This window comes from Amycolatopsis sp. SID8362, assembly GCF_010550475.1.
Classification (GTDB): domain Bacteria; phylum Actinomycetota; class Actinomycetes; order Mycobacteriales; family Pseudonocardiaceae; genus Amycolatopsis; species Amycolatopsis eburnea.
In genome coordinates this window covers 1-13,414 of the sequence record NZ_JAAGNB010000574.1, presented here as the reverse complement: position 1 = coordinate 13,414, position 13,414 = coordinate 1, and the positions used below count along the sequence as shown (strand labels likewise).

At 70.7% G+C, this 13,414-nt stretch carries 11 protein-coding genes; 4 read left to right on the top strand and 7 right to left on the bottom strand.

Annotated features, from left to right (window positions below; all coding sequences use genetic code 11):
- The first annotated feature begins 222 nt into the window (after positions 1-222).
- Complete coding sequence (locus tag G3I65_RS17720; RefSeq protein ID WP_160697086.1) at positions 223-2,235, top strand: prolyl oligopeptidase family protein; 2,013 nt, start codon at positions 223-225, stop codon at positions 2,233-2,235.
- Here the strand turns inward: G3I65_RS17720 and G3I65_RS17715 are convergent.
- Both G3I65_RS17715 and G3I65_RS17710 read right to left on the bottom strand, forming a co-directional pair.
- On the bottom strand, positions 2,225-2,539 hold the full coding sequence (locus tag G3I65_RS17715) for a multidrug efflux SMR transporter (RefSeq protein WP_086857929.1): 315 nt from the start codon (positions 2,537-2,539) through the stop codon (positions 2,225-2,227). The two genes, G3I65_RS17720 and G3I65_RS17715, sit on opposite strands and share 11 nt — an antisense overlap.
- Positions 2,539-3,150: an NAD(P)H-dependent oxidoreductase gene (locus tag G3I65_RS17710; protein ID WP_163046709.1), complete on the bottom strand. Its 612-nt coding sequence runs from the start codon at positions 3,148-3,150 to the stop codon at positions 2,539-2,541. The genes G3I65_RS17715 and G3I65_RS17710 overlap by 1 nt, the downstream gene beginning before the upstream one ends.
- A gap of 77 nt (positions 3,151-3,227) precedes the next feature.
- On the opposite strand from G3I65_RS17710, the gene G3I65_RS17705 reads away from it, so the two are divergent.
- Entirely contained in the window at positions 3,228-3,782 is a 555-nt protein-coding gene (locus G3I65_RS17705) for a TetR/AcrR family transcriptional regulator (protein ID WP_160697085.1), read from the top strand.
- Here the strand turns inward: G3I65_RS17705 and G3I65_RS17700 are convergent.
- Complete coding sequence (locus tag G3I65_RS17700) at positions 3,736-4,440, bottom strand: hypothetical protein (RefSeq protein ID WP_203612415.1); 705 nt, start codon at positions 4,438-4,440, stop codon at positions 3,736-3,738. The two genes, G3I65_RS17705 and G3I65_RS17700, sit on opposite strands and share 47 nt — an antisense overlap.
- A 62-nt stretch (positions 4,441-4,502) precedes the next feature.
- Entirely contained in the window at positions 4,503-5,246 is a 744-nt protein-coding gene (locus G3I65_RS17695; RefSeq protein ID WP_160697084.1) for a ferritin-like domain-containing protein, read from the bottom strand.
- Between the two features lie 153 nt (positions 5,247-5,399).
- Between G3I65_RS17695 and G3I65_RS17690 the strand changes: the two genes are divergently transcribed.
- Positions 5,400-8,417, top strand: a complete 3,018-nt coding sequence (locus tag G3I65_RS17690; RefSeq protein ID WP_160697083.1) for a tetratricopeptide repeat protein — start codon at positions 5,400-5,402, stop codon at positions 8,415-8,417.
- Between the two features lie 42 nt (positions 8,418-8,459).
- Entirely contained in the window at positions 8,460-9,248 is a 789-nt protein-coding gene (locus tag G3I65_RS17685; RefSeq protein ID WP_160697082.1) for an isocitrate lyase/phosphoenolpyruvate mutase family protein, read from the top strand.
- Positions 9,249-9,299: 51 nt separating this feature from the next.
- Here the strand turns inward: G3I65_RS17685 and G3I65_RS17680 are convergent, their stop codons facing one another.
- The 3 genes from G3I65_RS17680 to G3I65_RS17670 all read right to left on the bottom strand — a co-directional run.
- Positions 9,300-12,113: a vitamin B12-dependent ribonucleotide reductase gene (locus G3I65_RS17680; protein WP_160697081.1), complete on the bottom strand. Its 2,814-nt coding sequence runs from the start codon at positions 12,111-12,113 to the stop codon at positions 9,300-9,302.
- Between the two features lie 31 nt (positions 12,114-12,144).
- Positions 12,145-12,639: a transcriptional regulator NrdR gene (gene nrdR / locus G3I65_RS17675; protein ID WP_086676168.1), complete on the bottom strand. Its 495-nt coding sequence runs from the start codon at positions 12,637-12,639 to the stop codon at positions 12,145-12,147.
- 493 nt (positions 12,640-13,132) lie between these two features.
- Positions 13,133-13,414, bottom strand: a 282-nt coding sequence (locus G3I65_RS17670; RefSeq protein WP_239071277.1) for a LysM peptidoglycan-binding domain-containing protein, incomplete at its 5' end; no start/stop codon positions are given.

Below are 13,414 nucleotides of genomic sequence, written 5' to 3'. Positions count from 1 at the left end.
GGGACGGGCGGGGCGGCGGCCCAGTTCGGCGCCCACGGGTTCGGCTCCGGCGCCCACGCGGGCTCGGGCGGCCGGGCCGTCCCCGGCGGTGACGGCTCGGCGTCGTTCACGGTCTCCCCCTGCTCGGTGGCACCAGCATACGGATCACCCGGGAGGCCGGGATCACGAAACGAAAACGCCACCCGGTGGCCGTCGGGGCCGTGCTCCGGCAAGACTGGGGGCATGAGTGTGGAGGACCCGTACCTGTGGCTGGAAGACGTGACCGGCGACGACGCGCTGGACTGGGTGCGCGCCCGCAACGGTGAGACGCTGGCCGAGCTGACCACCGGAGCGCGCTTCGCCGAAGTGCGCGACGAACTGCGCGAAGTGCTCGACGCCGACGACCGCATCCCGTACGTGCGCCGCCGCGGCGAGTTCCTCTACAACTTCTGGCAGGACGCGAGCCACCCGCGCGGCCTGTGGCGGCGGACGACGCTGGAGTCCTACCGCCAGGCCGAACCCGAGTGGGAACTGCTGCTCGACGTCGACGCGCTGGCCGAGGCCGAGGACGAGAACTGGGTCTGGCAGGGCGCCACCGTGCTGCGCCCGGGCTACCGGCGCGGCCTGGTCGAGCTGTCCCGCGGCGGCGCGGACGCCACCGTCGTGCGCGAGTTCGACCTCGACGCGCACGAGTTCGTCGAGGACGGCTTCACCGTGCCCGAGGCCAAGACGCGGATCGGCTGGATCGACGAGGACCGCGTCTACCTCGGAACCGACTTCGGCCCCGGCACGCTGACCAGCTCCGGCTACCCGCGATTGGCCAAGGAGTGGCGGCGCGGCACGCCGCTGGAAGACGCGGTCACGGTCTACGAGGGCAAGCCCGACGACGTCTCGATCGGCGCGTCCCACGACCCGACCGAGGGCTTCGAGCGCGACTTCGTCAGCCGCGCGATCGACTTCTACCGCTCCGAGCTGTACCTGCGCACGCCCGACGCGCTGGTCAAGATCGACGTCCCGGACGACGCGAGCGCGTCCGTGCACCGCGAATGGCTGCTGGTCCGGCCGCGGACGGCGTGGCCGGTCGACGGCACCGAGCACCCCGCCGGCTCGCTGCTCGGCATCCGCTTCGACGACTTCATGGCCGGCGACCGCACGTTCGCGACGCTGTTCACGCCGGACGAGCACACCTCGCTCGACTACTGGGCCTGGACGCGCAACCACCTGCTGCTGGGCACGCTGCGCGACGTCCGCACCGAACTGCGCACCCTGACACCGGGCCCGGACGGCTGGACCGACGAGCCGCTGTCCGGCGGCCTGGAGTTCGGCAGCGCGGACATCTTCGACACCGACCCCGACGTCAGCGACGAGTACCTGCTCAACTCCAGCGGCTTCCTCCAGCCGTCGACGCTGAGCTACGGCCACGTCGGCGAAGAGGTCGAAGTCTTGAAGCAGGCTCCGGCGTTCTTCGACGCGTCGGGCATGAGCGTCGCGCAGTACTTCGCGACGTCGGAGGACGGCACGAAGATCCCGTACTTCGTCGTCCGGCCGTCCGGCGCGGAAGGCGGCCCGACGCTGCTGACCGGCTACGGCGGCTTCGAGGTGTCGCTGACGCCGTCCTACAGCGGGATGATCGGCCGCGGCTGGCTCTCGCGCGGCGGCACGTACGTCGTCGCGAACATCCGCGGCGGCGGCGAGTACGGGCCGGGCTGGCACACGCAGGCGATCAAGGCCGAGCGCCACCGCGTGTACGAGGACTTCGCGGCGGTGGCGTCGGACCTGGTCTCGCGGGGCATCACGACGCCGGCGAAGCTGGGGATCCAGGGCGGCAGCAACGGCGGCCTGCTGATGGGCGTCATGCTGACGCGCTACCCCGAGCGGTTCGGCGCGATCGTCAGCCAGGTGCCGCTGCTGGACATGCGCCGCTACCACCTGCTGCTGGCCGGCGCGTCCTGGATGGCCGAGTACGGCGACCCGGACGAGGCCGCGGAATGGGAGTACATCGCCAAGTACTCGCCGTACCAGAACGTCCACAGTGGACGCGCGTACCCGCCCTCGCTGTTCGTGACGTCGACGCGCGACGACCGCGTGCACCCCGCCCACGCCCGCAAGATGGTGGCGCGGATGCGTGAGCAGGGGCACGACGTGCGGTATCACGAAAACATCGAAGGCGGCCACGGCGCCGCGGCGGACAACGAGCAGCTGGCCTTCAAGTGGGCGCTGGTGTTCGAGTTCCTGTGGGAGCAGCTTACGAAGTGACCCGCGCGAGCACGACGCCGCCGACGACCAGGGCCAGCGCGGCCACCCGGCCGACGCTCAGCGGGTCCTTGTTGACGACGACGCCGAGCACGATCGCCCCGACGGCGCCGATCCCGGTGAACACGGCGTAGGCCGTGCCCACCGGGACGGTGTCCATCGCGCGCGAGAGCAGGTAGACGGCGGCCGCGCCGAGCACGAAGCACAGGAGCGTCGGCCACGGCCGGGTGAAGTTCTCCGTCGGCTTGATGCTCTGCGACCAGGCGATCTCGACGAGCCCGGCGAAGACGAGCGTCACCCAGCCCATCAGATCGCCTCGAGCGCGGCTTCGCGCGACGCTTTCCGTTCGCCGTCGCGTGCGGCGAGGTGCGGGTCGACCAGGGCGTTGGTCAGCTCGGCGTGCACGAACCGGACGTCGTGGACGTCGTAGTGCCCGGCGATGAAGTCCCGCAGGTACCGCTCGTGGTGGTCGAAGGGGGCTCGCGGAGTGCCCTCCGCATAGGTGCCGCCGCGGGCGCCGGCGATCACGAACGCCTTGCCCTTGAGGGACATCCGCGGGAACGTCACCTGGTCGATCCAGGCCTTGAGCGCGGCCGGGATCGAGAAGTTGTACATCGGCGCGCCGATCAGGACGACGTCGGCTTCGAGCAGTTCGGCCAGCAGCGGCTCGAGGACGGCCCAGGCCCGCTTCTGCGCGGGCGTTTCGACGACCTCGAAGTAGCGCGTGGGGTCGGTGATCCCCCTCGCGAGCAGGGCGTCGCAGATTTCGGTCCAGGCCTCGCCGATCACCGGCACGGGGTCGGCGGCGAGGTCGCGGTAGGTCCGGGTGCCGGTCCAGGCGTCGGCGTAGCGGGCGGACAGCTCTCGCGAGAACGACCGGCGGCGGGCGCTGGAGTCGAGGTGCAGCAGGTGGGTCACGGTTCCTCCTCAAGTGGACGCGGTGTCCACTTGCCTCCAACTGGACGCCGCGTCCGCTTATTCCCTAGGCTCGCCCCATGCCCGAACGCGCCGACGCGGCCCGCAACCGCGCCAAGATCCTCGCGGCGGCCGAGCAGCTGTTCACCGCCCACGGCGCGGCCGAGGTGACGATGGAGGACATCGCCCGGGCCGCCGGCGTCGGCCGCGGCACGCTCTACCGCCGCTACCCGGACCGCGCGTCGATCGCGGTGGCGCTGCTGGACGAGCACGAGCGCCGCCTGCAGGAGTCCCTCCTCCGCGGCGACCCCCCACTGGGCCCGGGCGCGCCCCCGGCGTCCCGGCTGGCGGCGTTCTACGAGGCGATGGTGGACCTGCTGGAGCGGCACGCGCACCTGGTGCTGGGCGCGGAGGTCGGCCATTCGCGGTTCACCACTGGCGCGTACGGGTTCTGGCGCACGCATGTCCGGGTGCTGGCGGAGTCGGCGGGGACCGCGGATCCGGACGTGCTGGCGGACGTGCTGCTGGCTCCGCTGGCTCCGGAGCTGTTCCTGCACCAGATGTCCCGGGGCGTGTCGGTGGAACGGTTCACCGCGACGTTGCGGGGGCTGGCCGTTCTGCTGGAGACGAAGTGAGGTGTCCGCCGGCCGGCGCCGAGTGGGTGGTGCAGCACTCGACGTGCAGCAACGCCATGGGGTTGCGGCGCGGGTAGGGACTCCAGGTGCCCAGCCCGATTTCCGCGCAACAGTGGGCGCCAGGGTCCTCGGCGAGCCGGGAAGGACTGTCTTCGACGAGGGCGCGCACCTCGTCGCCCTCGAGTTCGAACGCGTGCCGGCTGCCGGTGACGAACAGCGTGTCGGCCGCGAGTTCCCAGCGGAGGTGGTCGCGGAACTCCCGATGGTGCCGCCGTTCGTGCTCCGCGCGCCGCACCGGGCGGAACGGCCGCGGCGGCAGTGTCACCTTGTGCACTGCAGGAGGGCGAAGACGCGCGCGGAGACCTTTCCATCGCGACGCCGGGAAGCCCAGGCTGTGGTGCAGCAGCACCAGGTCGAGCCGCCTGCCGTCAGGTACTTCGTCGCAGCGGAGCGTGCTCGCCCGCAGCGGGAAGTGGACGATGCTGTGCGGCGAGCGGGCCGCCAGCCACCACGCGAACGCGAAGTCCACGGACGCGGCACGGTCGACAGAGAGATCCGCCCCGAACCGGCTTTCGGACAGGAAGCCGTGGGCGATCGGGTGCGCCGGGCGGAGCACGCGGTAATCCGTACCCGCCCACCGCGCGGTGCTGACCAGCATCCGCCGTTCCTGCCCGGCAAGCCGCATCCCGCTGTCCCCCTCGGTGTCCGTCGGCGCCAAAACTAAACGAGCCCACGCGGCCGAGCCCGTTTCGGGCGGTACCGCGGCTTCGGTTTCGGCTCCTCACCCCGGACCCGCCCGAGCGCGGATTCGAACGCCGTGAGCACGTCAGCCACGAACACCAGCCTGCCGACGCCGAGGCGGTGCAGGGCCGGGCCGTGGTCGGCGGCCACCGTCACCGCCACGCCGATCAGGAGCACCCGCCAAGCGCCGAACACCGCCGCGCGCACCGGTTTGGGGAAGCGAGCGAAGCCGATGCGGAGGCGGTGGCAGTGGAACGGGACGTGGCGCTCCTCGTCGGCGAGGATGCGGGCCGCGACCTGGCTGACCAAGGGGTCCGCCGTGCCGTCGCGCAAGGCGCGGTAGTACCGCAGCGCGACGACCTCGGCGATGAGCAGCACCATCAGCTCGAGCCGCAAGCCGAGCGCCCGCCGCATCCGCACGAACACCGTGTCGGTCCAGTGCGACCCGATGGTCGCCACCCCGGCGGCAGCCAGCAGCTCGGCGAGCATCCGCGCGTGGTTCTGCTCCTCGGCGACGAAGAGCTTCACGGCGGCGAGGTAGTCGCCGCCGCCGGCTTTCGCGATGAGGTTGGCGCCGTCGCCGGCTTCGCCGACCTGGAACCGCTGGATGCTTTTGGCGACGTCGGGATGCAGGCGCGCGCCGCGCTCCCAGGGCGGATCTTCACGGCGGTTACGCCGTTCAGCCTCGGTTTCGAAGTCGTGGAGCCAGTCGTCGTCCGTCATCAGTTCGATAGTGCCGTGATTCCGTGGAGTTCGTGAGCGGTTTTCGTGGAGATCCGGTGCGGATCCGGGAAACCGCCGGGTTGCACCGACCCGGGCGGGTTCGGGATCCTGGTCCTTCGGGAACCGGTTTCGCCGTCCCTGGAGGGAGGTGCGATGACGCGCTGGAGATCGGCCGTGCACCGCACCATCCTCGTCGTCGACGTCGAAGGTTACGGAAACGCGCACCGGACGAACGACCACCGGCTCTCCGTGCGGCACGGCATGTACGAGATCTTGAAAATCGCGTTCGCCCGCGCCGGGCTCGCGTGGGACAAATGCGATGCCGACGACTGCGGTGACGGCGTAATGGTCCTCGCCCCGCCGGACCAGCCGAAATCCTTGTTCGCGGAAACGCTCCCCGGCCAGCTGGTCGCGGCGTTGCGGGAACACAATGGCAGGCACGCGCGGGAAGCGCGAATTCGGCTGCGGGTGGCGTTGCACGCGGGCGAGGTCCATTTCGACGAGCACGGCGTCGCCGGCGCGGCGATCAATTTCACGTTCCGGCTCATCGACGCGGCGCCGTTGCGCGACGCCCTCGCCCGCTCACCCGGCGTCCTGGCGATGGTCGTTTCCGGCTGGTTCTTCGAAGAGGTGGTCCAGCACTGCCCGGGCGCGCGCCCCGCGAGCTACCAGCGGCTCCCGGTCGAGGTCAAGGAAACCAACACCATCGGCTGGTTCTGCCTGCCCGACCAGCCCGACGCGGACGACCGGCGCGTCGGCATCCCGGTTCAGCGGTCCGGGAGCGGAGCGGCGAGCACTTGGACGCTCCCCCGCGACACGGCGTCGTTCACGGGGCGGGCCGAAGAGCTGACCAGGCTGGCCACCGCCGCCCGCGAAGAAGGCGGGCAGCAGGTCGTCGGCATCCAGGCGATCGACGGGATGGCGGGGATCGGCAAGACGTCGTTCGCCATCCACGCGGCCCACCAGCTGGTCGACCGGTTCCCGGACGCCCAGCTGTTCCTGCGGTTGCACGCCCACACGCCCGGGCAGACGCCGGTCAACCCCACCGACGCGCTGGCTTCGCTGCTCACCATGGTCGGGGTCGACGCCCAGCACCTCCCCGCCGACCTCGACTCCCGGGCCGCGATGTGGCGCGACCGGATCGCCGGCAAGCGCGTGCTGCTGGTCCTGGACGACGCGGACAGCCACCGGCAGGTCGAGCCGCTGCTGCCGGCGACGCCGGGGTGCCTGGTGCTCGTGACCAGCCGGCGCCGGCTCACGGCGCTCGACACGACCATCACGCTGTCCCTGGACACGTTGCCCGCGCGCGAAGCCGCCGACCTCTTCACCAGCCTTTCGCGGCGCGAGGTGCTCGGGCCGCAGTCGGACGTGCTGGCCGACGTGATCCGCTCGTGCGGTCACCTCCCGCTGGCCATCTCCCTGCTGGCCGGACGGCTGCGGGACCACCCGATGTGGACCATCGAAGACCTGGCCGGGAAGCTGCACGAATCGCACGACTGGGTCATCCGCCAGACCCACGCCGAAGAAGTCGCGGTGACCGCCGCCTTCCACCTTTCGTACCGGAACCTGCGGGCGGACCGGCAGCGCTTCTTCCGCTACATCAGCCTGCACCCCGGAACCGAGTTCGAAGCCGCCAGCGCGGCGGCGCTCGCCGACGTCCCGGTCGGCGACGCCCGGACGCACCTCGACAACCTGTACAACGACCACCTGCTCAACGAAACCGCGCCCGAGCGCTACCGCATGCACGACCTGGTCCGCGAATATTCGCGCACCCTCCTCGACGACGAGACCGCCGAGGACCGGGACAAGGCGGTCGGCAGGCTGCTCGACCACTACAAGAACGCGGCGACCGCCGCGGACCAGTTCATCACCCAGGACCTGATGCGGGACGCACCCCGGGCCGAGCCGCGGACCTATGCGCAGCCGGGCTCCCTCGCGCCGGCCACGCGCGACGCGGCCTGGAAGTGGATGCACACCGAGTCCGCGAACCTGCTCGCCTGCGCGCGGCACGCCGCCGCCCACGCCCTGCCGGAGCAGGTCGTCGGCCTGGCGGCCGCGACGGCGGCGTTCCTGGACGTCGTGGGGCCCTGGGACCAGGCCGTCGTCCTGCACCGCGACGCCGCGGCAGCGGCCCGCGGCGTGGGCGACGACCTCCACACCGCCGACGCCCTGTACCGCATCGGGCGAGCCCAGCACCGGACGGCCGAATACCCGGCGGCGATTTCCGCGCTGTCCCAGGCCCTCGAGATCTACGATCGCCTGGATCACGAGCTCGGCCAAGTGGGCACGCTGATGCAGCTGGGGCGAGCATGGCGGCAGACCGACGAGTACGTCCAAGCGGCGAAGGCGTACACGAAGGCGCTTTCGTTGTCCCGCAGTCTCAAAGACCGCACCGACGAGGCCTGCGCGCTCAACGAACTGGGCATCATCCGGCTCGTCAAGGGCGAATACGCCGAGGCGATTTCAGCGCACAGCAAGGCATGGGACATTTACGCCGAACTCAAGGATCGGACCGGCCAAGCCGACGCCGCCAACGAACTCGGCGTGGCGAAACGGATGACGGGTGACTACACCGCTGCGATCGACCTCCACACGCGGGCCCTCGACGTGTACCGCGATCTCCGCGACGGATTCCACCAAGCCCTCGCCCTCAACAACCTCGGCACGGCGTTGCGGGCGAAAGGAGAGCCGGCCGAGGCGATCGAAGCGCATCAGGAAGCACTGGCCATCGCGAAGAACACGGGTGATCGCATCGGCCAGGCCATCGCCCTCAACGAACTCGGCGCCGCTCAGGCGACGACGGTGAGCTTCGCGGCCGCGACGGCGTCCCACGACCGCGCGCTCGCGCTCTACCGGATGCTCGGCCAGCAGCTGGGGGTCGCGGAGACGCTCAACCACAAGGGCACGCTGCTCCTCGCTTCCGGGAACCAGCGAGACGCGCGGGCCCAGCACGAAATGGCGCTGGAGGTCGCGCGGGAAATCAGCACCCCCCTCGAAGAGGCGCGGGCGCTCGCCGGCCTGGGCTGGTGCGCCGCCGGCCTTGGCGACACGACCGCGACCCACGACTACTTCCACGAGGCCCTGGCCATCTACGACCGGCTGGGCGCGGCCGAGCGGTTCGAGATCGCGCGCGCGCTCGCCGGCCTCGCCCCCGCGCACCGAACTGAATAGCGCGCGTTTGCCCCCGGCCTCACGGAGGAGCAGGGTGAACGCATGACGACCGCCGACGAGTTCCGCGCGCTGCACGAGCGTCCCGAGCCGTTCCTGCTGCCGAATCCGTGGGATGCCGGGACCGCCCGGATCCTGGCCGGGCTCGGGTTCGAGGCGCTGGCGACCACCAGTCTCGGTGTGGCCAACGTCGTGGGCCGGGCCCGCGCCACCCGGGCGGAGATCCTGGCCAACGTCCGGGAGATCGCCGAGGCGACGCCGTTGCCGGTGAACGCCGATCTCGAGAACGGGTTCGCCGACGATCCGGGCGAGGCCGCGAAGATGATCGAGGAGGCCGCCGAGGCGGGGGCGGCGGGGGTGTCCATCGAAGACCACACCGGGAACCGCGACGAACCGATCTACGAGTTCGGGCTCGCGGTCGACCGGGTGCGGGCGGCGGTGGAGGCGGCCCGGGCCCGATCGGTCGTGCTCACCGCGCGGTGCGAGAACCTGTGGCTGGGCATCGACGACCTCGACGACACCATCAAGCGGCTGCAGGCGTTCGAGGAGGCGGGCGCGGACGTGCTGTACGCGCCGGGCCTGCGGACGCTCGAGCAGATGCGGGCCGTGGTGTCGTCGGTGGGCAAGCCGGTCAACGTCGTGATGGGGTTCGCGGACCCGTCGATCACGCTGGAGCAGCTGGCCGGGATCGGCGTCCGGCGGGTCAGCATCGGGGCGGCGCTGTCCCGGCTCGCGCTCAAGTCCTTCGTGGACGGTGCCAGGGAAATGAAGGCGGGGCGGTTCGGGTTCGTCGGGGACCTGCCGCCGATTTCCGAGGTGCAGCAGTACTTCTGAGGGCAACGGGCCGGGTGGCGGGACGCGCGTGCGTCCCGCCACCCGGGGCCGTCAGCTACAACCCGAGGTCGCGCCGCAGCCTTCGCAGGCGTAGCACGAGCCGGCCGGGCGCATCTTCGTGCCGCACGTCATGCAGAGCGGGGCGTCCGCCGCCTTGCCGAGGCGGAGCTCCATCAGCTCCGTCGTCGTCTGGGCTTCGCGGTGCGGGTGCTCGGTTTCCTCCGCGTGCGGCTCCGGCGACGCGTCCACTGTGGAGCGCAGGACGTCGAGGTCGACGTTCGGGGCGCCGTAGCTCGCCTCGACCTCCGCCGAGCGCTCGTCCGCCGACAGGATGCCCAGCTGCGAACGCTTCTCGTGCGGCAGGTAGTCCAGCGCCAGGCGGCGGAAGAGGTAGTCCATCACGCTCGTCGCGATGCGGATGTCCGGGTCGTCGGTCATGCCCGCCGGCTCGAAGCGCAGGTTCGAGAACTTCGAGACGTAGAACTCGAGCGGGATGCCGTGCTGCAGGCCGACCGAAATCGACATCGAGAACGCGTCCATCACGCCCGCCAGGGTCGAGCCCTGCTTGCCGAGCTTGACGAAGATCTCGCCGAGGCCGTCGTCCGGGTACGAACCCGCCGTCAGGTAGCCCTCCGCGCCGCCGACCGTGAACGACACCGTCTGGCTCGGACGCTTCTTCGGCAGGCGCTTGCGGACCGGGCGGTACTCGACGACCTTCTCCGGCTCGGCCTCGGCCTTCTCCCTCTTGGCCGTCGACAGCGGCTGGCCGACCTTGCAGTTGTCGCGGTAGATCGCCAGGGCCTTGAGGCCGAGCTTCCAGCCCTGGAAGTAGATCTCCTCGACCTCTTCGACCGTCGCCGACTCCGGCATGTTGACCGTCTTCGAGATCGCGCCCGACAGGAACGGCTGCACCGCGGCCATCATCCGGACGTGGCCCATCGGCGCGATCGAGCGCTCACCGACCGCGCAGTCGAACACCTCGTAGTGCTCCGGACGCAGGCCCGGCGCGTCGACGACGTGGCCGTGCTGCGCCACGTACTCGACGATCGCCTCGACCTGCTCGTCCTGGTAGCCGAGCGCGGTCAGCGCGCGCGGCACCGTCTGGTTGACGATCTGCATCGAGCCGCCGCCGACGAGCTTCTTGAACTTGACCAGCGAGAAGTCCGGCTCGATGCCGGTCGTGTCGCAGTCCATCATGAAGCCGATGGTGCCGGTGGGCGCGAGCACGGACGCCTGCGCGTTGCGCCAGCCGTGCTTCGTGCCGATGTCGATGCCCTTCTTCCACTCCTCCGTCGCCAGCGCGCGCACCGCGGCGTCGTTCGAGTGGTAGGTGCGGACCAGCTCGTTCGCCGCCGCGTGCTTGCGCATCACGCGCTGGTGCGACTCGGCGTTGCGCGCGTAGCCCTCGTACGCGCCGACGACCTGGGCCAGCTCCGCCGAGCGGCGGTAGGAAACGCCGGTCATCAGCGAGGTGATCGCCGCCGCGAGCGCGCGGCCGCCGTCGGAGTCGTACGCGTGGCCCAGCGCCATCAGCAGCGCGCCGAGGTTCGCGTAGCCGATGCCGAGCTGGCGGAACTTCCGCGTGGTGTCGGCGATCGGCTCGGTCGGGAAGTCCGCGAAGCAGATCGAGATGTCCATCGCCGTGATGACGAACTCGACGGCGCGCGCGAACAGCGGCGCGTCGAAGGTGCCTTCAGGGGTGACGAACTTGAGCAGGTTCAGCGAGGCGAGGTTGCAGCTCGAGTTGTCGAGGTGCATGTACTCGCTGCACGGGTTCGACGCGGTGATCCGGCCGGACTCCGGGCAGGTGTGCCAGTCGTTGATCGTGCCGTCGTACTGGATGCCGGGGTCGGCGCACTCCCACGCGGCCTGCGCGACGCCGCGGAACAGCTTCTTCGCGTCGGTCCGGTCGATGACCTCGCCGGTGAGCCGGGCGCGCAGGCCGAAGTCGGTGCCGTTCTCGACCGCCTGCATGAACTCGTCGGACACGCGGACCGAGTTGTTCGCGTTCTGGTACTGCACCGAAGAGATGTCCGCGCCGGAGAGGTCCATGTCGAACCCGGCGTCGCGGAGGACCTTGATCTTCTCCTCTTCGCGGGCCTTCGTCTGGACGAACTCCTCGATGTCCGGGTGGTCGATGTCGAGCACGACCATCTTCGCCGCGCGCCGGGTGGCGCCGCCGGACTTGATGGTGCCCGCGGACGCGTCGGCGCCACGCATGAACGAGACCGGGCCGGACGCGGTGCCGCCGGAGGTGAGCAGCTCCTTCGAGGAGCGGATGCGGGAGAGGTTCAGGCCGGCGCCGGAGCCGCCCTTGAAGATCAGGCCCTCTTCGCGGTACCAGTTGAGGATCGACTCCATGGTGTCGTCGACGGCGAGGATGAAACACGCCGAGACCTGCTGCTTCGACGACGTGCCGACGTTGAACCAGACCGGGGAGTTGAAGCTGAAGACCTGGTGCAGCAGCATCCAGGTGAGCTCGTGCTCGAAGATCTCGAGGTCCTGCGGCGAGGCGAAGTAGCCGTGGTCGCGCGCGGCCTTGACGTAGGTCTTCACGACCCGGTCGATGAGCTGCTTGAGGCTGCGCTCGCGCTGCGGGCTGCCGACGGCGCCGCGGAAGTACTTGCTGGTGACGATGTTGGTGGCGTTGACCGACCAGAACTCGGGGAACTCCACGCCGCGCTGCTCGAAGTTGACCGAGCCGTCGCGCCAGTTCGTCATCACGACGTCGCGTTGTTCCCAGGTCACCTGGTCATAGGGGTGCTGCCCCTCGGTGGTGAAGACGCGCTTCACGCTCAGCCCGCCGGCCGCCTTGCTCTTCTTGCCGGCGGCCGCGCCGGCCCCGGTTCCCACGGTTTCGGTCATCGGTCGAACCCTCACTCCCGCAGCGGGACGGTCAATCGCCGTCTTCGCGCTGATCGCTCTCCTCCGGAGCAGCAGAACCCGCCATGGCCTCACGAAGATCGGCGATCTCCTTCTCGAAGTCCTCGACCGACGAGAAGGAGCGGTAGACGCTGGCGAACCGGAGGTAGGCGACCCCGTCGAGCTCACGCAGCGGGCCCAGGATGGCCAGGCCGACCTCGTGACTCGGGATCTCCGCCAGACCGGCGGAGCGGATCGACTCCTCCACGCGCTGCGCGAGCTGCTGCAGCGCGTCGTCGTCGACCGGCCTGCCCTGGCAGGCGCGGCGGACGCCGCTCACCACCTTGTCCCGGCTGAACTGTTCGGTGACCCCGGACCGCTTGACGACGGCGAGCACCATCGTCTCCGAAGTCGTGAACCGCCGTCCGCACGACGCGCACGAGCGCCGCCTGCGGATCGCCTGGCCTTCATCCACCTCTCGGGAGTCGACGACCCGAGAGTCCGCATGCCGGCAGAACGGGCACCTCATCCGCCGATCACCTTCCCCTCCGCGCTCGCCGCCCCGGTCGACGTCCGCCGGCCACCACGCGTGGCCGTGCCGCGACCGCCCGGTACCCCTGCACCTGGTGATCGACTTGTGGACATCCGGTGGGTAAAAGACGGCCAGCTGTGGACAACTGCTGCCCAGTCTACCCCAACCTGTGGACCAACTACAGCGGTGTAACTACTACATATAGCGGGCGAGCGTAGAACTCGGGAAGGACGTGCGCAAGCCGCGCGGCCGTGTCGGACCCGGCCGGGTGAGACACCCCGCGGACACGGGCGCGAACCGCACCGCGACGTCCCGCGTCGCGAGTGGACTCAAGCTGCCCGGGGCCCGTTTCGCCGACGCGGCAAGCCGTCGCGGCGGCCCGGGATCGACCCAGCCGGCGATTCACCGGGCCGGGTGAAATCACGGCGAGCGCCGATAACGGCGTTTCGCAGCTGCCTCGACTCGGCACCACCGGAGAAGGAAGACGGCATCACGGGACATCGGCGACCGGGACCGTGAGGGGCAGCCCCGGCACCAGGACGGCCTGGTCCAGGCGGTTCAGCTCCTTGATCCGGGCCACGACCGCGCCCGGCTCGCTCTCCGGGGCGAAGCGCGCGGCCAGCGAAGACAGCGTGTCGCCCTGCCCGACCGACACCGTCGTGGTCCGCTCCGGCACCGGGGCACCCGAAGCGCCACCGCCCAGCAGGCCCAGTCCGGCGACCACCAGGCAGCTCGCGACGGCGAGCGCCGCGAGCCACGGCCACCGCACCGG